General features: G+C 73.7%; 16 protein-coding genes. 12 read left to right on the forward strand and 4 right to left on the reverse strand.

Annotation, left to right across the window (positions count from 1 at the left end; genetic code table 11):
• Together AB0K43_RS28565 and AB0K43_RS28570 are read right to left on the reverse strand one after the other, a co-directional pair.
• Positions 1-2,216 (reverse strand): SpoIIE family protein phosphatase (locus tag AB0K43_RS28565; RefSeq protein WP_363644759.1); only part of this gene is annotated, 2,216 nt, incomplete at its 3' end.
• A gap of 259 nt (positions 2,217-2,475) precedes the next feature.
• On the reverse strand, positions 2,476-3,219 hold the full coding sequence (locus tag AB0K43_RS28570; protein WP_363644761.1) for an ATP-binding protein: 744 nt from the start codon (positions 3,217-3,219) through the stop codon (positions 2,476-2,478).
• Between the two features lie 650 nt (positions 3,220-3,869).
• Here AB0K43_RS28570 and AB0K43_RS28575 point away from each other — a divergent pair.
• The 6 genes from AB0K43_RS28575 (at position 3,870) to AB0K43_RS28600 (ending at position 11,421) form a co-directional block, all read left to right on the forward strand.
• Positions 3,870-4,580: an urease subunit gamma gene (locus tag AB0K43_RS28575; RefSeq protein ID WP_363644763.1), complete on the forward strand. Its 711-nt coding sequence runs from the start codon at positions 3,870-3,872 to the stop codon at positions 4,578-4,580.
• 52 nt (positions 4,581-4,632) lie between these two features.
• Entirely contained in the window at positions 4,633-6,351 is a 1,719-nt protein-coding gene (locus tag AB0K43_RS28580; RefSeq protein WP_363644765.1) for an urease subunit alpha, read from the forward strand.
• A 31-nt stretch (positions 6,352-6,382) separates the two neighbouring features.
• Positions 6,383-7,420 (forward strand): agmatine deiminase family protein, encoded by a 1,038-nt coding sequence (locus AB0K43_RS28585; RefSeq protein ID WP_363644767.1) that lies wholly within the window; start codon positions 6,383-6,385, stop codon positions 7,418-7,420.
• Between the two features lie 1,006 nt (positions 7,421-8,426).
• Entirely contained in the window at positions 8,427-9,170 is a 744-nt protein-coding gene (locus AB0K43_RS28590; RefSeq protein WP_363644769.1) for an IPT/TIG domain-containing protein, read from the forward strand.
• 168 nt (positions 9,171-9,338) lie between these two features.
• Positions 9,339-11,147, forward strand: a complete 1,809-nt coding sequence (locus tag AB0K43_RS28595) for an IPT/TIG domain-containing protein (protein WP_363644771.1) — start codon at positions 9,339-9,341, stop codon at positions 11,145-11,147.
• 115 nt (positions 11,148-11,262) lie between these two features.
• Positions 11,263-11,421 carry a hypothetical protein gene (locus tag AB0K43_RS28600; protein ID WP_363644773.1) on the forward strand — a complete coding sequence of 53 codons (159 nt, stop codon included), beginning with the start codon at positions 11,263-11,265 and terminating at the stop codon, positions 11,419-11,421.
• Positions 11,422-11,570: 149 nt separating this feature from the next.
• On the opposite strand, the gene AB0K43_RS28605 is transcribed toward AB0K43_RS28600, so the two are convergent.
• Positions 11,571-13,067 carry an MFS transporter gene (locus AB0K43_RS28605; protein ID WP_363644775.1) on the reverse strand — a complete coding sequence of 499 codons (1,497 nt, stop codon included), beginning with the start codon at positions 13,065-13,067 and terminating at the stop codon, positions 11,571-11,573.
• A 286-nt stretch (positions 13,068-13,353) separates the two neighbouring features.
• On the opposite strand from AB0K43_RS28605, the gene AB0K43_RS28610 reads away from it, so the two are divergent.
• From AB0K43_RS28610 to AB0K43_RS28625, 4 genes are all read left to right on the forward strand, one after another.
• Complete coding sequence (locus AB0K43_RS28610; protein ID WP_363644777.1) at positions 13,354-14,379, forward strand: hypothetical protein; 1,026 nt, start codon at positions 13,354-13,356, stop codon at positions 14,377-14,379.
• A gap of 147 nt (positions 14,380-14,526) precedes the next feature.
• Positions 14,527-15,177 carry an HAD-IA family hydrolase gene (locus AB0K43_RS28615; protein ID WP_363644779.1) on the forward strand — a complete coding sequence of 217 codons (651 nt, stop codon included), beginning with the start codon at positions 14,527-14,529 and terminating at the stop codon, positions 15,175-15,177.
• Between the two features lie 80 nt (positions 15,178-15,257).
• Complete coding sequence (locus tag AB0K43_RS28620) at positions 15,258-16,151, forward strand: spherulation-specific family 4 protein (protein ID WP_363644781.1); 894 nt, start codon at positions 15,258-15,260, stop codon at positions 16,149-16,151.
• Between the two features lie 122 nt (positions 16,152-16,273).
• Positions 16,274-16,885 (forward strand): TetR/AcrR family transcriptional regulator, encoded by a 612-nt coding sequence (locus tag AB0K43_RS28625; protein WP_363644783.1) that lies wholly within the window; start codon positions 16,274-16,276, stop codon positions 16,883-16,885.
• Positions 16,886-16,931: 46 nt separating this feature from the next.
• Here the strand turns inward: AB0K43_RS28625 and AB0K43_RS28630 are convergent, their stop codons facing one another.
• On the reverse strand, positions 16,932-18,323 hold the full coding sequence (locus AB0K43_RS28630; RefSeq protein ID WP_363644785.1) for a protein phosphatase 2C domain-containing protein: 1,392 nt from the start codon (positions 18,321-18,323) through the stop codon (positions 16,932-16,934).
• 286 nt (positions 18,324-18,609) lie between these two features.
• On the opposite strand from AB0K43_RS28630, the gene AB0K43_RS28635 reads away from it, so the two are divergent.
• Together AB0K43_RS28635 and AB0K43_RS28640 are read left to right on the forward strand one after the other, a co-directional pair.
• Complete coding sequence (locus AB0K43_RS28635) at positions 18,610-19,089, forward strand: hypothetical protein (RefSeq protein ID WP_363644787.1); 480 nt, start codon at positions 18,610-18,612, stop codon at positions 19,087-19,089.
• 111 nt (positions 19,090-19,200) lie between these two features.
• The gene (locus AB0K43_RS28640; protein WP_363644789.1) at positions 19,201-19,923 is read left to right on the forward strand and encodes a DUF3105 domain-containing protein; all 723 of its coding nucleotides are present in this window, start codon (positions 19,201-19,203) and stop codon (positions 19,921-19,923) included.
• Positions 19,924-19,997: the final 74 nt, after the last annotated feature.

Below are 19,997 nucleotides of genomic sequence, written 5' to 3' on the forward strand. Positions count from 1 at the left end.
CCGACCCGCCCCCCCCCCCCCCCCCACCCCCCCCCCCGCCCCCCCGGGCCGGCCCCCCCCCCCCCCACGCCCCAGCCGTCGGCCAGTGCCTCCACCAGCATCAGGCCGCGCCCGGAGGAGGCCTGCTCCCCCGGCGTGCGTCGGGTCGGCCAGAGGTCGGACTCGTCCTCCACCTCGACCCGCAGCCTGGCCCCGCCGGCCGGCTCCCGGTACAGCCGGGCGGTGAACATCGCGTCCCGGTCGGTGTGCCGGATCGCGTTGGTGACCAGCTCGGAGGAGAGCAGCTCGGCGGTGTCGATCAGCTCCGGCACGCCCCAGCGGCGCAGCGCGTCCCGCAGCTCACCGCGGAGCTCGGCGATCCGGGCCAGGTCGGCCTGGCCGATCCGGCGGCGCAGCTGCTGGGCGGCCAGGCCGCCGGCCGGGCCGTCCCAGCGCAGCAGCAGCAGCGCTATGTCGTCCTCGCGCTCGCTGGAGTCGGCGGCCTGCGCGGCGATCCGGTCCGCGAGGTCCTCCAGCGGCTCGCGGGCGGCCTCGTCGATGCCCGGAAGCCGGCCGGAGATCGCCCGGCAGAGCCGCTCGAAGCCGGTGTCCAGGTCCATGCCGCGGGCCTCCACCAGCCCGTCCGTGCAGAGCACCACGGTCTCGCCCGGGTCCAGGCTGAACCTGGTCACCCGGTACTCCTCGTCCGGCGAGATGCCGAGCGGCAGCCCGCCCGCCACCGGGACGAGGTGGGCGGAGCCGTCCGCCCGGCGCACCACCGGGTCGAGGTGGCCGGCCCGCACGGCGTAGACCACGCCGTAGTCGACGTTGACCTCGGCGTAGGTGCAGGTGGCGAAGTGGTCGGTGTCCAGGTCGGCGAGGAACCGGGAGGCCCGGGCCATCACCGCGGCGGGCGGGTGGCCCTCCGCGGCGTACGCCCGCAGCGCGATCCGCAGCTGGCCCATGATGCCGGCCGCGTGCACGTCGTGCCCCTGGACGTCGCCGATCACCAGGCCCACGTGGCCACCGGGGAGCGGGACCACGTCGTACCAGTCGCCGCCGATCTGCAGGCCGGAGCCGGCCGCCAGGTAGCGGACCGCGGTGGTGACCCCGGGCACGGCCGGTACGGTGCGCGGCAGCATCACCCGCTGCAGGCCGGCGGCCAGCTCGTGCTCGGCGTCGTGCAGCCGGGCCCGGGCCAGCGACTGGGCGACCAGGCCGCCCAGGGTGGAGAGCAGGGTGCGCTCGTCCGTGTCGAGCTCGCGGTCGTCGTCGAAGCTGACCACGCAGACGCCGATCGCCCGGCCGCTGGCCACCAGCGGCAGGAACGCCCAGGCGCTGCGGCCGGTGCCGCGGGCCCAGTCCCAGGCGCCCGGGTAGCGCTCCTGGTACTCGGCGCCGCTGGCGATGAACACCGGCGCACGGTTGCGGACGGCCTCGGCGATCGGGTGCGCCGGGGCGAGCGGCGACCGGTCGTAGAGCGCGACGTCCTCGTCCCGGTAGCCGCTGGCGCCCAGGATGGCCAGTCGGCCGGCCTCCATCGCGGCCAGCACCAGACCGTCCGGCGGCAGGCCGGGGAGCGGGAGCTCGGTGAAGACCCGGGCCACGTCACGGACGGTGACCGCCTCGGCGAGCGCGCGGGCGGCCTCCTTGATGAAGCGCGAGCGCTCCTCGCGCAGCGCGGCCAGCTCGCCGGCCCGCTCCCGCTTGTGCAGCTCGACCGTGGCGTCCCAGACGAAGCCGACCATCCGGGACGGGCGGCCGAAGGCATCCGCGAGCACCCGGCCGCGGAACCGGACGGCGTGCAGCTCACCGCTGGGGAAGACGGTGCGGTAGTAGGCCCCGCACTGGCCGAGCTCGGCCACGGCCCGCTCGACCCGGCGGCGGACCACCGGCGCGTCCTCCGAGTGCAGCATCCGCAGGAAGGCCCCGGCACTGCGGTCGAACCGGTCGGCGGACAGGCCGAGGATGGCGCAGGCCCGCGGATCGGCCTCCAGCACGTCGTGCCGGATGTCCCAGTCGAACGAGCCGATGCCGTTGGCCGCCATCGCCGGTTCGAGCCAGTCCGGCGTGGAGTCGCCGGTGCGGGTGGGCAGACCTCGGGAGACCGCTGGCCCCAGACGGGCCGGGGCCACGCCGGGGGCGGCGCGCAGCGGCTTGGCCGCGGCGATGCTCCTGGTGACCTGGGCCGGCGGGACGCGGCGGACGGGCCCAGGCGCCTCGGGCTCTGTGGCCATGCTTCTCCTGCCGCTGCCGGGGCATGCGGTCCGGTCGGACTGCGTTAGCCGTGGGATTTGTGGAACGGTCGTGGGACTGGTGTGTCACGAGTGGCCGGTCGAGGCACCATTCTCCCCGCCGCACCGGACACACATTCTCACTAGCCTCTCGTATGTTCGGCAAGGCGGCAATGCCGACGAACCATCCGGGGGACAATCGTGGACGATCCGAGTGACTTCCCGGCGCGCCGCGACCACGCCGCCGCCTCTTTCCCGCTGGTCAGGCAGGGCCGAGCTCGAACCAGGTGACCTTGCCGTCCCCGCGCAGCTGCACACCCCAGTCATCGGCCAGCGCCTCCACCAGCAGCAGGCCGCGCCCCGAGGTGGCCCACTCGGTCGGCGGCCGGCGGCCGGGCAGCCTGGTGGTGCCGTCCAGCACCTCGATCCGCAGGCGCTGCTCCGCGGTGAGCACCGCGTCCAGCACCGCGCCCTTGCCGGTGTGCAGCAGCGCGTTGGTCACCAGCTCCGAGGTGAGCAGCTCCGCGGTGTCGGCCAGCTCCGGCACTCCCCAGCGGCTCAGCGCGGCGCGCAGCCGGTGCCTGATCGCACCGACCGCGACCAGGTCGGCCGGGGCGAAGGCGGCGTGCAGCCGATGGTGCAGCACGCAGTCCGGCTCGTGCGCGGGGCCGCTGGGGTGATCGGGGTGGTCGCGCTGGTCACCGGCGTGGTCGCCTGCGTGGTCGATCGGGTGCTGGATCGAGGGCTGGCTCGGATGCTGGGCGGGGTGCTGGGTCGCGGGCCGGGCCGATTCCTCGGCCGGTCGATCCGCCAGGTGGTCGGCCGGCTGGTCGAGGGCCTCACCCGAGGGCCCGGGCCGCGGGGCCGGGGCGCCCGCGCGCGGTGGCGCACCGTGCGGCGCCGGGCCGCTGCTCCGGGGAAGCCTGCTGTGCTGGCTGCTGTGCTGGGAGGCCGGGCCGCTGCCCGAGGCCGAGCGCTGCCGCGGAAACCTTGCCTGTCCATCCATCACCGTACGCCCCCGCCCTTCTCCTGACGGCCGCGCCGAGTCCCCCACCGGCGACGTCCGCTTACCGACCATCCTCCTTCCCACTCAAGGGGCATGGCAACAGTGCATCCCCGGCCACCTGGGGTGAAGCGGGGCTCAGGGGTGGCCAAGTGATCCATCTGGTGGGGGGATCGAGGTTTGCGGCGTCGATGACCTGTTCGGTCCCGACCGGCCCGGCCCCTTTCTTTCGATCTGATGATCCATCAATGTGCCGATCCAACAAGCCTGCTGACCGGCGCGCGCAGCACCGACCCGGAGCGCGGTACGGCCCTCGACCGCCGGTCCCGCGCCTTCCGTCCACTCCACCCGCGCACCCTCCCGGCGCACTCCCCCCGACCGGGGCGCGCCGCCCCCGGAAGGGCCACCGACCCCGGGCGACCGGCCCGCCCAGGTCGCAGCCGGCCGCCGGGCGGCCGTCGCACCGGACGTGATCGATGACCCGCCGACGGGCAATCGGGGCGAGATGCGACCCCGGCGGCGCGCCCGGCACGCGCAGCGGTCCGCCAGGGGCAACGCTGGACATGACGCCCGGGCCCGGGTTCAATGGGCCCACAGATGTTTGAACGCCGTTCTAACCTGATATATCCACCGGCACCCGCGAGCGAGGAACCGTGCGACTGACCCCCACCGAACGGGACCGGCTGCTGATCTTCACAGCGGCCGAACTGGCCCGCGCACGCCGCGCACGCGGCGTGAAACTGAACGTGCCCGAGGCGACCGCGCTGATCGCGGACACCGTCTGCGAGGCGGCCCGCGACGGCCGGCGGCTGGCCGAGGCGATCGAGGCCGGCCGCAGCGTGCTCGGCGCCGAGGACGTGCTGCCCGGCGTGCCGGACGTGGTCACCGTGATCCAGGTGGAGGCGGTGTTCGACGACGGCACCCGGCTCGCCGTGGTCAACGACCCCTTCCAGGGGCGCGGCTCCCTCGGCGACGAGGCACCCGGCGCCGCGCTGATCGGCTCCGGCCAGGGCTACGACCCCGTCGAGGAGACCGTGCTGGTGCCCGTCCACAACACCTCCGAGGTGCCGATCTCGGTCACCTCGCACTTCCACTTCTTCGAGGTCAACCCGCGGCTCGCCTTCGACCGGGCCGCCGCCTACGGCACCCACCTCGCCGTCCCGGCCGGCTCCTCGGTGCGGTTCGACCCGGGCGCCACCGTCGAGGTCGGGCTGGTACCGATCGGCGGGGCGCGGGTGGCGATCGGCTTCGCCGGCCTGGTGGACGGCCCGCTGGACGCGCCCGGCGCCAAGGAGGCCGCCCTGGAGAAGGCCCGCGCGACCGGCTACCTGATCAGCTTCGACGAGTCGGAGGTCGAGTCGTGATCCCGCACCCCGCCCTCGTCAACCCCGCGTCCCACACCCCGGAGGTCGGCGCATGAGTGCCATCACCCCCCACGACTACATCGCCGTGCACGGTGCCCGGGCCGGTGACCGGATCCGGCTCGGTGACAGCGGCCTGATCATCCGGGTGGAATCCGACTCCCAGGAACCCGGCAACGAGTTCCTCGCCGGCTTCGGCAAGACCGCCCGCGACGGCCTGCACCTCAAAGCCACCGCCGTCCGCGACACCTGCGACGTCGTCATCAGCAACGTCGTCGTCATCGACGCGATCCTCGGCATCCGCAAGACCTCCATCGGCATCCGCGACGGCCGCATCGTCTCCATCGGCCGCGCCGGCAACCCCGACACCATGGACGACGTCGACGTCGTCGTCTCCACCGGCACCACCATCGTCTCCGGCGAAGGCATGATCGCCACCGCCGGCGCCATCGACACCCACGTCCACCTGCTCTCCCCCCGCATCATGGAAGCCTCCCTCGCCTCCGGCGTCACCACCATCATCGGCCAGGAATTCGGCCCCGTCTGGGGCGTCGGCGTCAACTCCCCCTGGGCCCTGCGCCACGCCTTCAACGCCTTCGACGCCTGGCCCGTCAACATCGGCTTCCTCGGCCGCGGCTCCTCCTCCGACCCCGCCCCCCTGATCGAAGCCCTCACCGAGGGCGGCGCCTCGGGCTTCAAGGTCCACGAGGACATGGGCGCCCACACCCGCGCCCTGGACACCGCCCTACGCGTCGCCGAGGAACACGACGTCCAGGTCGCCCTGCACACCGACGGCCTCAACGAATGCCTCTCCGTCGAGGACACCCTCGCCGTCCTCGAAGGCCGCACCATCCACGCCTTCCACATCGAGGGCTGCGGCGGCGGACACGTCCCCAACGTCCTCAAGATGGCCGGCGTCGAGAACGTCATCGGCTCCTCCACCAACCCCACCCTCCCCTTCGGCCGCGACGCCCTCGGCGAACACTTCGGCATGATCGTCTCCGCCCACGACCTCAAGGTCGACCTCCCCGGCGACGCCGCCATGGCCCGCGACCGCATCCGCGCCGGCACCATGGGCGCCGAGGACGTCCTGCACGACCTCGGCGTCATCGGCATCACCTCCTCCGACGCCCAAGGCATGGGCCGCGCCGGCGAAACCGTCCGCCGCACCTTCGCCATGGCCGGCAAGATGAAAACCGAACTCGGCCCCCTCGACGGCGGCTACGGCACCACCGACCACGGCGACGACAACGAACGCGTCCTGCGATACATCGCCAAACTCACCATCAACCCCGCCATCGCCCACGGCCTCGCCCACGAGATCGGCTCCATCGAACCCGGCAAACTCGCCGACATCGTCCTGTGGCGCGCCGACCACTTCGGCGCCAAACCCCAACTCATCCTCAAAGCAGGCTTCCCCGCCTACGGCGTCACCGGCGACCCCAACGCCTCCACCGACCGCTGCGAACCCCTCGTCCTCGGCCCCCAGTTCGGCGCCCACGGCGCCACCGCCGCCGACATCTCCGTCGCCTTCGTCGCCCAAGCCGCCGCCGACGGCTCCTACCTGGACGTCGCAGCCGACCAACTCCCCACCCGCAGGCGCCGGGTGGGCGTGCGCAACACCCGCGGCATCGGGCCCCGCAACATGGTCCGCAACGCGCGGATCGGCCAGGTCCAGGTCGAGGCCACCACCGGCCTGGTCTCGCTGGACGGCTCCCCGCTGCGCTCCGAGCCGGCCGACAGCGTCTCGCTCAGCCGCCTGTACTTCCTCTGAACCCTCCCCCACCGCTTAGGACTTGCCTCTCATGACCACTCCCGCTTCACTCGGCTACCGGATGCCCGCGGAATGGCACCCGCACGACCGCACCTGGATGGCCTTCCCGACCGACAACCAGACCTTCGACAACCCCGACCACCTGCACAGCGCCCGGCAGGCCTGGGCCGAGGTCGCCAACACCATCGTCCGGTACGAGCCGGTCACGCTGGTCGTCAACACCGGTGAGACGACGGCGGCCCGGGAGTACGTCGCGGCCGAGGTCGAGATCGTCGAACGGCCGCTGGACGACGCCTGGATGCGGGACATCGGCCCGACCTTCCTGATCGACGGCAAGGGCTCGGTGGCCGCCGCCGACTGGATCTTCAACGGCTGGGGCGCCCAGTCCTGGGCCCGCTGGGACAACGACCAGCACATCGCCGAGCACATCAGCGAGCTCACCGGTGTCCAGCGCTTCGCCTCCCGCCTGATCAACGAGGGCGGCGGCATCCACGTCGACGGCGAGGGCACCGTACTCGTCACCGACACCGTCCAGCTCGGCGAGGGCCGCAACTCCGACTGGACCCGCGAGGAGGTCGAGGCCGAGCTGCACGCCCACCTCGGCACCACCAAGGCCATCTGGGTGCCGCGCGGACTCACCCGCGACTACGACGAGTTCGGCACCCGCGGGCACATCGACATCGTCGCCTCCTTCGTCCGGCCCGGCGTCGTGGTCGCCCACGTCCAGCCCGACCCCGCCCACCCCGACCACGAGGTCTGCCGCCGGATCGTCGCCGGCCTGCGCGACGCCACCGACGCCCAGGGCCGCACCCTGGAGGTCATCGAACTCCCGGCCCCCACCGTCCTGCTGGACGAGGACGACGAGCCGGTCGACTACTCCTACATCAACCACTACGTCGGCAACGGCGTGGTCGTGCTGTGCGCCTTCGACGACCCCCGCGACCAGGAGGCCGCCGCCATCCTCGGCAAGGCCTACCCGGGCCGCGTGGTCGAACTGGTCGACGCCCGCGAGATCTTCGCCAACGGCGGCGGCATCCACTGCATCACCCAGCAGCAGCCCAGGCCCTGACGAACTACGAGGCCAGAAGCTCTGGCCCGCAGGTATGTTCGATCATGACAGAGGGACCGGAGCCGAGTCGTCGAGCGCCTTCGAGGCGCCCGGACCGACTCGGCTCCGGCCGCTCGTGGCGAGGACCCCACGCAGCCACCGCTCCATCTCGGGACCACCCAGGAGCGGTTGGCCGCCCGGGCCTCGCGCTACTCCTGCAGGTCGAAGCCGGACGGTTCTGCGGCGGACGGACCGAGCGGGGTGGGCGATGAGCCGGCGGATCTCGGCGACGGCCGAAAGAGAACTGACTGTCAGTCACTGACAGACGTACCAGCCGGGACAGCGCCCCCTGGCCCGCACTCGGGGCCCGTCGGCGCCGGCGTCCGATCGGGCCTCCGACCTCGACGGATCGACCCTGGGGGATCTCGCCGACCAGCGCACGCTTGCCCCGCGCGAGGCCTTCGCGCTCCGCCGTACGGGTGACGCAGCGTCAACACCCTTGTGGATGCAACACTCGAACGGGTTAATGTATGTATCCGAACCAGTGAGCTTCCCCTCTCTCCGGGGAGCGGCGGCGGACCGAAGCGCTGGCCTCACATCAGCGATCAAGTCCCTCCCGCAAGAGGCCTCCTGGCGAAGGAAGCGCCATACCAACCGGCGCCGTACCTCGACACCGGTTGGTACAGCGGATTCACGCTGTGTCCATGGGGGCGTCATGCGAATGGTGCGCATGACGCCCGGCCCCTCTGCGGGCCACCGTCCTGGACAAGGTTCGGCCGCCCTCCTGACCAACGCGCCCCTGCCCGCGGAGCAGTGGCCGCGAGTCGGCGGCCCGACTCCCGCGCACTGTGGCGATCACCTGGACAAGCCCGGTGACCGCCGTCCCCGGCACTTGACCGTACGCACCTTTCGGCGCCCGGAAACCGACGTGGCCACGTCGAGTCCGAACGGGCGCAGCCAGGGGCAGCATCCAGCGCGCCATCCCACCCCAGTTGCACCTCCAGGAAGCGGAAAGGGAGCACATCTCATGCCTATCTCTCCGAACCAGGGATCCACCGGCGGCGGAACCGTCGTGACCATCACCGGCACCAACCTCGGCGGGGCGACCGCCGTGAAGTTCGGCACCAAGTCGGCCACCATCACCGCCAACACCGCCACCTCGGTCACGGCCATCTCCCCCTCGGGCACCGGGACCGTCGGCGTGACCGTGACCACGCCGGGCGGGACCAGCAACCCGCTGTCGTTCTTCTACGTCGGCGCGCCGTTCAAGTCCGCCCTCAGCGCCGCCTCCGGCGTGCTCGCGGGCGGCAACACCATCACCATCACCGGCACCGGCCTGTCCACCGCCACGGCCGTCAACTTCGGTGCCAACAGCGCGGTCCCGACCGTGACGTCCGACAGCCTGATCAGCGTCATCGTGCCTGCGGGCGCTGCTGCCGGGTCGGTCGGCGTCAGCGTCACCACCGCCGGCGGCACGAACAACGGCCTGTCCTACACGTACGTGGACGTCCCCACGGTCACCACCATCGTCCCCGACTCCGGCCCGACCTCCGGGGGTACGGCGGTGACCGTCACCGGCACCAACCTCACCACCACCCAGTCGGTCACCGTCGGTGGCGCGGTGGCGCCGTTCTCGGTCGTCAACGACACCACGCTGTCCGTCGTCACCCCGCCCGGGGTTGCCGGCGCGGCCAATGTCGTGGTCACCACGACCGGCGGTGCCGTCACCACCGTGGGCGGCTTCACCTACGTGGCCGGCCCCGGCATCTGATCCGCGCGTCGGAGCTCGGCAGGCCACCGGGCTCCGGCCCAGAACTCCGCCGGGGCAGAGGCCTCACCCTCCACGCTCTGCCCCGGCGGGCATCGCCAGTACCACCCCCACCGGGCCCCGGCCGGCATTCCCCGGCCGGCCGGACCCCACCTGCAAGGAGATCGGTCGTTGAACAGCCCTCAGGCTCCACGCAGCTCGGCCGCCTTGGTCGCCTTGGTCGCCCCGACTCTTGGCGTCGTCAGTCCCAACCAGGGCACCAGCGCCGGCGGCACCACCGTCACCCTGACCGGCAGCCACTTCACCGGCGCCACCGCCGTGAAGTTCGGCGCCACCGCCGCACCCTCGTTCACCGTCAGCGCCGACACCGTGATCACGGCCGTGTCGCCGCCGGGCAGCGGCACCGTCCAGGTCACCGTCACCACCCCCGGCGGCACCAGCAACGGCCTGACCTACACCTACACCGGTCCGCCCGCCCCGACTCTTGGCGTCATCAGCCCCAACCAGGGCACCAGCGCCGGCGGCACCACCGTCACCCTGACCGGCAGCCACTTCACCGGCGCCACCGCCGTGAAGTTCGGCACCTCCGCCGCGACCTCGTTCACCGTCAGCGCCGACACCGTGATCACGGCCGTGTCGCCGCCGGGCAGCGGCACCGTCCAGGTCACCGTCACCACCCCCGGCGGCACCAGCAACGGCCTGACCTACACCTACACCGGTCCGCCCGCCCCGACTCTTGGCGTCATCAGCCCCAACCAGGGCACCAGCGCCGGCGGCACCACCGTCACCCTGACCGGCACCAACCTCACCGGCGCCACCGCCGTGAAGTTCGGCGCCACCGCCGCACCCTCATTCACCGTCAGCGCCGACACCGTGATCACGGCCGTGTCGCCGCCGGGCAGCGGCACCGTCCAGGTCACCGTCACCACCCCCGGCGGCACCAGCAACGGCCTGACCTACACCTACACCGGTCCGCCCGCCCCGACTCTTGGCGCCGTCAGCCCCAACCAGGGCACCAGCGCCGGCGGCACCACCGTCACCCTGACCGGCACCAACCTCACCACCACCACCGCCGTGAAGTTCGGCGCCACACCGGCCGCCTTCACCGTGGTCTCCGACACCCAGATCACGGCCGTGTCGCCGCCGGGCGGCGGCACCGTCAACATCACCGTCACCACCCCCGGCGGCACCAGCAACGGCGTGGCCTACACCTACCTGCCCACTCCCACGCTCACCAGCGCGGTGCCGAGTCAGGGTCCCGTCTCCGGCGGAAACACCGTCACCCTGACCGGCACCAACCTCACCACCACCACCGCCGTGAACTTCGCCGCCACCGCCGCGACCTCGTTCACCGTCGTCTCCGACACTCAGATCACGGCGACTGCTCCACCCTCGACCGCCGGCCCCGTCAACATCACCGTCACCAGCCCCGGCGGCACCAGTGCCCCGAACGTCTTCTACTACTACGTCAACCTCCCCACGCTCACCAGCACGGTGCCGAGTATGGGTCCCGTCTCCGGTGGCACCACCGTCACCCTGACCGGCACCAACCTCACCACCACCACCGCCGTGAAGTTCGGCGCCACCGCCGCGACCTCGTTCACCGTTGCCTCCGACACCCAGATCACGGCCGTGTCGCCGCCGGGCGGCGGCACCGTCAACATCACCGCCACCACCCCCGGCGGCACCAGCAACGGCGTGGCCTACACCTACCTGCCCACTCCCACGCTCACCAGCGCGGTACCGAGTCAGGGTCCCGTCTCCGGTGGCACCACCGTCACCCTGACCGGCACCAACCTCACCACCACCACCGCCGTGAAGTTCGGCGCCACACCGGCCGCCTTCACCGTCGTCTCCGACACCCAGCTCGTCGCCACCGCCCCACCGGGAGCCGCCGGACCGGTCAACCTCACAGTCGCCACCCCCGGCGGCACCAGCAACGGCCTCCCCTACACCCGTCTGCTCCCGCCCAGCCTCTAGCTCGAGGTCACCCACCACCCGACCCCCTGGCCCTGACCCGTCCGGCTGATCCTCACCCGATCACCCCCGGGCGCGGGCCACGGGGCGCTACGGTCGGCGCTCAGGAGGTCGCAGCATGCCCGAACCACAGGTCTGCCCCGGCTGCGCCGGCGCCCGGGGCACCGAGAAGGTCCAGCACAGCGTGGAGACCGACTCGAACGGACATCAGGTACCCCGGGAGAGCCGGTACTGGTCGCCCTGCGGCCGGTGCGGCGGAGCAGGAGTGATCCACTGATGCGGCTGGTCTTCGTCTGCCAGGCCTGCTCGGCCCGTTACCTGCCGCCCGACGGCCTCGCCTACCCGGACGGTACCCGGGCCAGCGCCGTGTGGTGCGCGCCCTGCCAGGCCTCGGCCGCCGAGCGCGGCGCCGCCGAGCCGCCCGAACTAGCCGCGGTGGCCGTGCTGCTGGCCGTCCGCGCGCTGCGGGCCGCGCTCGGCGACCGGGCCCGGCGCGACCAGACGCACCGGGCCGACCGGCGCCCCACCCGACCGGCCCGCACCCGGCGCGGGCAGCTCCGCCCCGGTGGCGCCAGGAGCAGGCTCGGCTGACCGCGGAGGGCGGCCGCCGCGGCCGCCGCGGCCTGCTGCCGAACCCCGCAGGTCGACCGCCCGGACGGCCCTCACCTCCCCGACCGCCGCGTTCCGCTCCACCGGCCCGGCCAGCGCCACCCGGACGGCTGCGGACCTCAGCAACGCGGCCCCGATCGCCACCTCGCCCAGGCCCCCGAGCAGCAGGATCGCGCCGGGGCCGACCCCGGGCTGCGCGCCGGCCCACCCGCCGAGCAGGACGGCGAGCGGGTAACTGCCTTGCCCGAGCAGCTTGCGGGCACCGTGGACACCGGCCTGGACGCCCGCCGGGGTGCGCTCCTGCCACACCGCGGTCGCGGGCGCGGCGCTCAGCTGGACGGCCGCGTTCCGCAGTCCGACCGCCAGGAACCACAGTGCGGGCAGTCCGGTCAGCGCCAGGCCGATCCGCCCGAACAGTCCGGCGGCGACCACGCCGGCGCCGACCAGCGTGCCGCGCCCGACCCTCGCGCCGAAGCCGAGGACGGCCGCGGCACCGAGCACCAGCCCGGCGGCGCTCGCGGTGCTGGTCCCGGCGAGGTTCCACGGGCCGTGGCCCGGTGCGGAGCCGGAGAGCACGAAGGCGGTGACCGACGAGACCGCGAGCCCGTTGCAGAAGTTGACTCCCGCGAAGCCGAGTTGGAGCGTACGCAGGCCGCGGTCGCGCCAGATGAAGGCGATCCCGGCGCCGGCCGCGGCGAACGGGTTCGGGTGCCGCGGCACCCGGGCCGCCGGGGTCCAACGGGCCGTCAGCACGGCGAGCGAGCAGGCGGCGAAGCTGGCGGCGTCGAGGAGGTAGACCACCGAGGCGTCCGCCACCGCGAAGGCCAGTGCGCCCAGCGCCGGTGCGGCCAGCACCGGCGCGTTCTCGACCAGCGCGATCATGCCGTTCACCCGGGTGAGGTCGCGCTCGGGCCTCAGCTCCCGGACGGCCGCGGTCAGTGCGGCGGACATCGCGGCGGAGACCGTCGCCGCGAGGAAGGTCAGCGCCACCACCGCCCCGATGGCGGCCCCGGGCCGGTCGCCGACCGCCCGGGCGATCGTCAGTGACACCGCCGCGAGCACCAGGTTGCTGCCGACCAGGAACGCCCGGCGGTCGAACCGGTCGGCGACGGCGCCCGCGATCGGCGCCAGGTAGATACCGCCGAGCAGGCCGCCGGCGGTGATCAGCGAGAGGTACCAGGCGCTGCCGGTCTCCTCGAACACGCTCAGCGCGAGCACGAACGACGCGACGGAGGAGAGCAGCACCGAGCCCAGCTGCCCCGCCCAGACGATCGCGAACGCCGTTGCCCGCCTTACCTCTTCGCATGCCCGCATGATGTGCGAGTCGCCCCCTCCGGTCGGTCCCCGACCAGGCTAGGCGCGCTTCCCGAACCCGAGATCATCCGCAGGAACGGCGACACGGCGGGCCGGCGGCCGGAATACTGGAGGAACGGGAGCACGGGCCCCGGCACCCAGCCCCCCGACGGCGCCCGCGGCAACCGCCCGTCACCGTTGCTCCGGTCGAGCGGTCCTGCCGCGCCCCTGACACCGGCCACCCGGCCCGGGGCCGGTCGTCGTGCTCTGCTGGAAAGCCCACCTAGGTGACCCAGAAGGAGCGACCTTGCCGCAGCATGCCCCCGCCTCCCGCACCCCCCGTACCCCGCGCGCCTCCCGCCTTCCCCGCCTCACCGGTGCCGTCGGCGTCACCTCCCTCGCGCTGACCCTGCTCGCCGCCACCCCGACCGCCGCCGTCGCGCCGCCGCTGTCCGACCCGCACGTGCTGGTGCACTTCGACCTGAGCAAGGGTCAGACGCCGGAGAACATCGCCCTGGAGCCCGACGGCGCCGCCGACCTGACCTTCGTCGGCAGCCGGCAGGTCGCCCGGGTGGGCGTGGACGGCCGGATCGAGGTCCTGGCGACGCTGCCCGACCCGGGGGTGGCCAACACACCGATCGTGGGCGTCCCCGCGGTCACCGGGATCGTCCGCGACCACGACGGGACCCTCTACTTCAGCTACTCCACCGGGACCGCCGAGCTGACCGGCATCTGGCGCCTGGCCCCCGGAGGAACCCCCCGGCGGATCGCCGCCCTCCCCGTCGACGGCCTGGCAAACGGTCTCGCCCTCGACGAGCACGCCCGGATGCTCTACTCCGCCGACTCCGCGCTCGGCGTGGTCCACCGCGTCCCGCTCGACGGCGGCCCGGCGACGGTCTGGGCGAGCGGCGAACGACTCCGGCGGATCGGCTTCATCGGCGCCAACGGCCTGAAGCTCCACCACGACGCGGTCTGGGTGACCAACTCCGACCGGGCCACCCTGCTGCGGATCCCGATCTGCGACGGCGGCACCGCCGGGCCGGTCGAGGTCCGGGCCGAAGGCCTCACCGGCGTCGACGACTTCGCCTTCACCGGGCACGGCGACGCCGTCCTCGCCGCGCTCAACACCGCCGACGCGGTGGCCTATGTGACCCCCGACGGCGCGCACTCGATCGTGCTCACCCGGGAGGACGGCCTGTCCAACCCCACGGCGGTGGCCGTGCGCGGACCACGCGTCCACGTCACCAGCGCGGCCTTCACCAGCGTGCCCCCGGACCCCAACCTGCTGGTCACCCGACTGGACCGGCCCAAGCACCACACCCAGACCCGCTAGCCCCGCTTCCGGCCCCGGCCCCGCTTCCGGCCCCGGCCCCGCTTCCGGCCCCGCCCCCGCTTCCGGCGCACCCGGTGGCCGCCGCCGCCTGGCGCGCCGGAGCGCGGGCTCCCCGGCCGCCGCGCGGCCCGTGGATACGCTGGCGCCATGCAGCGGCTCGTACTCATCGACCTGGACCACACCCTCGTCGAGCGGCGGTGTCCCACCCCGGACTGGACGGCCGAGTTCTGCACGGCGCAGGGCCTCCCGGAAGCCGCCGTGCGGCCGGTCCTGCAGGCACCGAGGCCGGAGACCTTCACCGGGCTAGCCACCACCTACGGACTCGCCAGGTCCGGTCCCGCGCTGTGGGCGGAGTACGTCGACGGCCTGGCCGAACGGGTCTACTGCCTCCCCGGCGCGCTGGACGCGCTCGGGCGGCTGCGGGCGGGCGGCTGGACGGTGGTCGTGCTGACCAACGGGTACACCGCGATCCAGGGCGCCAAGCTCGCCCGGACCGGCCTGCTGGGCGCGGTCGACGCGGTCTGCATCTCGGAGGAGGCCGGGGCCCGGAAGCCCGACCCGGAGATCTTCCGGGTGGCGGCCCGGCGCTCGGGACACGACCTGGCGGCCGGGGCATGGATGGTCGGCAACAACCCGGCCACGGACATCCTGGGTGCCCAGGCCGCCGGGGTCCGCTCGATCTGGATCTCCGCCGGCCTCCCCTGGCAGGCCGAGCAGCCCGCCCCGGACCACGCCGTGCCGGACGTCCCCGCGGCGGCCGAGCTGCTGCTCGGATCAGCTCCGGGGACGGCCGGCTGAGATTGCGTCAGGCGCCGTCCCCCGGCCGTCTCCGGGTGCGAGAATGCGATCACGTTCGAGTGATCATGGGGGATTTCCTGATGCGTAAGTTGACCAAGAGCCTGCCGGTGGTACTGGCCTGCGCCGCACTCGCGATGACCGCGAGCACCTCCGGGGCGGCCGCGGCCGGCAGTACCCGGGGGCTGGAGATCGCGGTGCCGGCGTACGTCTACCCCGGCGACCCGATGCTGACCGGCGTCCAGTCCGCCTCGCCCGCACCGGCGATCGTGATCCTGAACCCGAACAGCGGCAACGACCCGTTCGACGGCCCCTGGCAGGCCCGGGCGGACTCGCTGCGGACCGCCACCACCACGGCCGGCGGCGGGCACACCAAGGTGCTGGGCTACGTCGACACCGCCCGCGGCGCGCGGCCGCTCGCCGATGTCAAGGTGACGATCGACAACTACCTCAAGACCGCCGACCACAAGCTGCACGTGGACGGCATCTTCTTCGACCAGTCCGGCCGTGACTGCGGTACCGGCAACGCCACCCGGGACTACTACGCCGCGCTGCGCAGCTACGTGCAGGAGACCGTCTACGCGCTCGACCACCAGGCCGAGGAGCTGGTGGTCGACAACCCCGGCACCGCCGTCGCGGACTGCTACCTGGAGCCCGGCCACCGCACCGCCGACACCTTCGTCACCTTCGAGGGCAGCTACGCCGCCTACACCGGCGGCGGCTGGCTCGGCGGCAATGTCTTCAACTACACCGTCGGCTACTACTCGGGTGCCACGCTCGACCCGAGCGGCACCTCCTTCTGGCACCTGGTGCACGCCACTCCGGACGCCACGGCCATGCACACGGCGCTCGACACCGCCTTCGACCGCGGCGCCGGCTACGCCTACGCCACCGACGACGTGATGATCAACCCCTGGGACGCCAGCCCGAGTTGGGGCTTCCAGGCGGAGACCTCGTACGCCGCCACGCTCGGCTGAGCCGGCGCGCCCGTCGGGGCCGCCGGCCGGCTCACGGTCGGCCGACGGCCTCGACGGGCCGGGTGACCGGGTGCCACGACGTATCGTGAAGCGTCGTGCCGAGCAGCCGGGAGGAAGAGCAGATGGCGGAGCCACGGGCGCGCCGTGCTGCGCGGCCGCGTGAGGAAGTCTTCGCGGCGGCCCGGGCGGCGATCGCCGAGCACGGACTGGCCAAGCTGACCATGGCCGGTCTGGGCAAGCAGCTCCAGATGAGCGCCGGCCACCTGCTCTACTACTTCGGCAGCAAGGACCAGCTGCTGCTGGAGACGCTGCGTTGGAGCGAGGAGCAGCTCGGTGAGCGCCGACGGGCGGCGCTCGCCCGCCCCGGTGCGTCGGCCCGGGAGAAGCTGGCCGCCTACGCGCAGCTGTACCTGCCCGAGGGCCCCGGCGACCCGCGCTGGATCCTGTGGGTCGAGGTGTGGGGGCGCTCGCCGGCCAGCGCCGAGATCCGGCAGGGGCAGCAGGCCATCGAGATCCCCTGGCACGCGGATCTGGTGGAGCTGATCGAGCAGGGCACCGCCACCGGCGAGTTCACCCCGACCGGGGCGGCGGCCGCGCCGGACCTGGCGACCCGGATCAGGGCGCTGCTGGACGGCTTCGCGGTGCCGGTCGCGATCGGGCTGCCGGGGGCGCGGCGCGGCGAAGCGCTCGCCCAGGTGGCCGCGGTGGCGGACGCCCTGCTGGGGCGCGGCTAGGCCGTGCCTCACCATTCGCGTCGGTGAGATGCGGCCTAGGGCCGTGCTACTCCGTCCAGAGTGCGATCGCGGTGCGGTCGTCGGCGTAGCCCTTGGCCCGGACCTGGACCTGGCGCAGGAAGTCGACGGTGCCGGGCGGGTGCGGGTGCGCCCAGTGGTTGGAGAGGAAGTGCGCCACGGCCGGCTCCTGGGCGATGGGCTCGGCCAGGCCGGGGGTGCAGAGCAGCAGGATGTCCCCGGCGGTGGCGGGCACCAGGCGGAAGCGGAACGGGCGCGGCGGGCCGGCCGGCGCCGCCGGGAGCGGGGGCTGGCCGTCGGGGTGGTGCAGCAGGCGGGCCGCGTAGGCGTCGATCCAGTGGCCGGAGCGGAGCAGGTAGAGCGCGCCCGGGCCGGTGCCGAACGCGGCCCGGTGGCCGGCCGCCGGGTCGAGCGAGACCAGCAGGCAGTGCAGCGAGCCGAGGTCCGCCTCGCGCCCCGGGGCCGGTCCGGCCGCGTCCGCACTCGCGTCCTCGTCCTCGTGCTCGTTCCCGGGCGCCGGCCCGGCCTCCACGACGGTGGTGAGCGGCCCGGCCGCGAGGACGGTGAGCCGCTGCAGGCCGTAGCGGAGCCGGTCGCGGGCACCGGAGCGCAGGTCGGCGGCGAGTTCGGCCCGGCTGCGGCCGATCGCGGCGGCCAGCCGGCGGGCGGCCTCGGCCGCCGAACCGGCTCCGGCCTCGGCGGACTCCCGGCGCCCCGGCGCGGCGAGCACCGCCAGCAGCAGGCCGTCCTCGCCCTGGCCGAACCGGGTGACCAGCAGCGCGTCCCGCCGGGGTTCGCCCCGGTAGCGGGCGGAGTCGCCGCGGACGGAGGCGGCGCGCAGGGTGGACGGCCCGTACTGCGCGCCGTCGAGCGCGGTGTCCGGTACCAGGGTGGCGAGGGTGGCCGGCTCGGCGGCGGGCAACGCCGTGGGCTCGGGGCCGTACGTGGGCGGGCGCTCGCCGACGTGCGGGACGGGGGGCTCGGGGCGGGGGCGGCGCAGGGGCTGGACGGGCTGGGCGGGGGCGGCCGCCTTTGCGGGCTCGGGGGACTTGGCCGGTTCGGGGCTTCGGGAGGCCTCGGGTGCGCCGACCGGTACGGCGGCCGTGGCCACCGGCTCGGGTTGCGGCTGCGGTGCGGGCTTGAGCTGTGGCTCCGGTACGGGCCGTGGCTCGGGCCCCGGCTGCGGCTCGGGTTGCGGCTCCGGCTGGGCGACCGGTTCGGGTTCCCGCGTCGGTACGGCCGGCTCGGCCGTGCGCTGGGCGCCGATCATGCCGGCCGCGGAGTCGAACCAGTCGTCCACGCTGCCCGGGCCGGGCACCGCGCCCGGGGTGTCCGGCAGCGTGCCGGCCGGCCCCTGGTAGACCGCGTGCCACCAGCCGTCGTCGGACCGCCGCTGCGCGGGTGCACCCTGGTCGCTCAACTGGCCGCTCCTCGTCCGTGTGTGCCGTCTGTCGAGCGGCCTCGTGCCGGCCTCGACGTCATTGTCCCCAAGAAGAACGACGATGTCCGGGATTCGGGGACAACCGGCCACCCGTTGGGAGGGTGTTCCGGCCAGGTCGTGCACCGATCCGTCCTGGCTTGTCGGAAGTGCCCCACGCAGGGGCCACAAGCTGGGGCGATGAAGCGGCAACCAGCTTGCGACCAGCCGGGGAATCCTGACCGAAGAGAGGAGTCACTTCACTCCTTCGGCTGATTAATATGTGCGCATGACCGTGCCAGGAACCACCGTGCCCCAGCCGGGGAGAGCCGCCTTCGCGGTCTCCCGCCCGGCCGTGGTGCTGTGGTCCCTGCTGCTGATCGGCCTGATGGCGCTGCTGCCCTGTGCGGACCGGGCCGGCGCGGTCGGCACGCACCCAGCCGCCGCCCCGGCGACCACGGTCGTCGGACCGGTGGCCGCCGGGGTCGATCACCACCACCACGGCCCCGCCGCGGCGGCGGACCGGCCCGGCGCGCCGCTGACCTGGTGCACCGCGGACGGCCGGCACCCCGTACCGGGGAGCGGCTGCTCCGACCACCCGTTCTGCGGGCCCGAAGCACAGCTCCCGAACGCTCCACCGCAGCCGACCGCCGTGGTCCCGGCCCGGTTGATCGCCGTCCAGGCGCTGCCGCACGGCACCGGGATCGGGGTCCTGAGCGGCCCCGACCACGCACCCGACCTGCACGCCCTGCAAGTCCACCGGTCCTGAGCGGAACCCACCGCCGGCACCGGCCGACCCCGGTCGGCCCGGCGGCTCCGCCAACCCCACCACCCCGCACACCGCCGTGTCCGAACGCACGGCGGGGACAAGGACATCTCCATGGGTTCCGCCTCCAAGCAGTCCAAGCCGGGCTCCAGCAAGGGCCGTTCCGACGCGCGCGCCGACCAGGCCGCCGACCGCCGGGCCCGGATCGCCGAGCTTCGCGCGGCCGAGGAGCGCCGTGACCGGCGCAACAAGTTCATCGCGATCGGTGTGGCCACCGTGCTGATCGGCGGCATGCTGGCCGTCGGCGGCTGGATCGCACTCGACGCCAAGCAGAAGCAGGACGACAAGAAGGCCGCGGCGGCCGCCGCCGACAAGGCGCGGCAGGATGCCGCCAACGTCCCGATCGAAGGCGTCCAGACCTTCGACAACCTCGCCCGCAACCACGTCAGCACCAAGGTCACCTACGCGCAGACCCCGCCGGTCGGCGGCGACCACAACCCGGCGTGGCTGACCTGTATGGGCAACGTCTACGACAAGCCGGTGCAGAACGAGAACGCGGTCCACTCGATGGAGCACGGCGCGGTCTGGGTGACGTACAACGCCAAGGCCACCCCGGACGACATCAAGACCCTGTCCGAGAAGGTCAAGGTCACCCCGTACTCGCTGATGAGCCCCTACCCGGACGAGAAGGGCACCATCACCCTGAACGCCTGGGGCACCCAGCTGACCGTGGACAGCGCCACCGACCCGCGGGTCGAGCAGTTCTTCACCAAGTACGTGCAGGGGCCGCAGACGCAGGAGCCCGGCGCCTCCTGCAGCAACGGGGTCATGCAGTGACCCCGGGCGCGGGGGCCGGGCGGTCCGGGTCCGGGCAGGTCGGGTCGGAGAAGGTCGGGTCGGAGAAGGTCGGG

This window comes from Kitasatospora sp. NPDC049258 (genome assembly GCF_040678895.1).
GTDB lineage: Bacteria > Actinomycetota > Actinomycetes > Streptomycetales > Streptomycetaceae > Kitasatospora.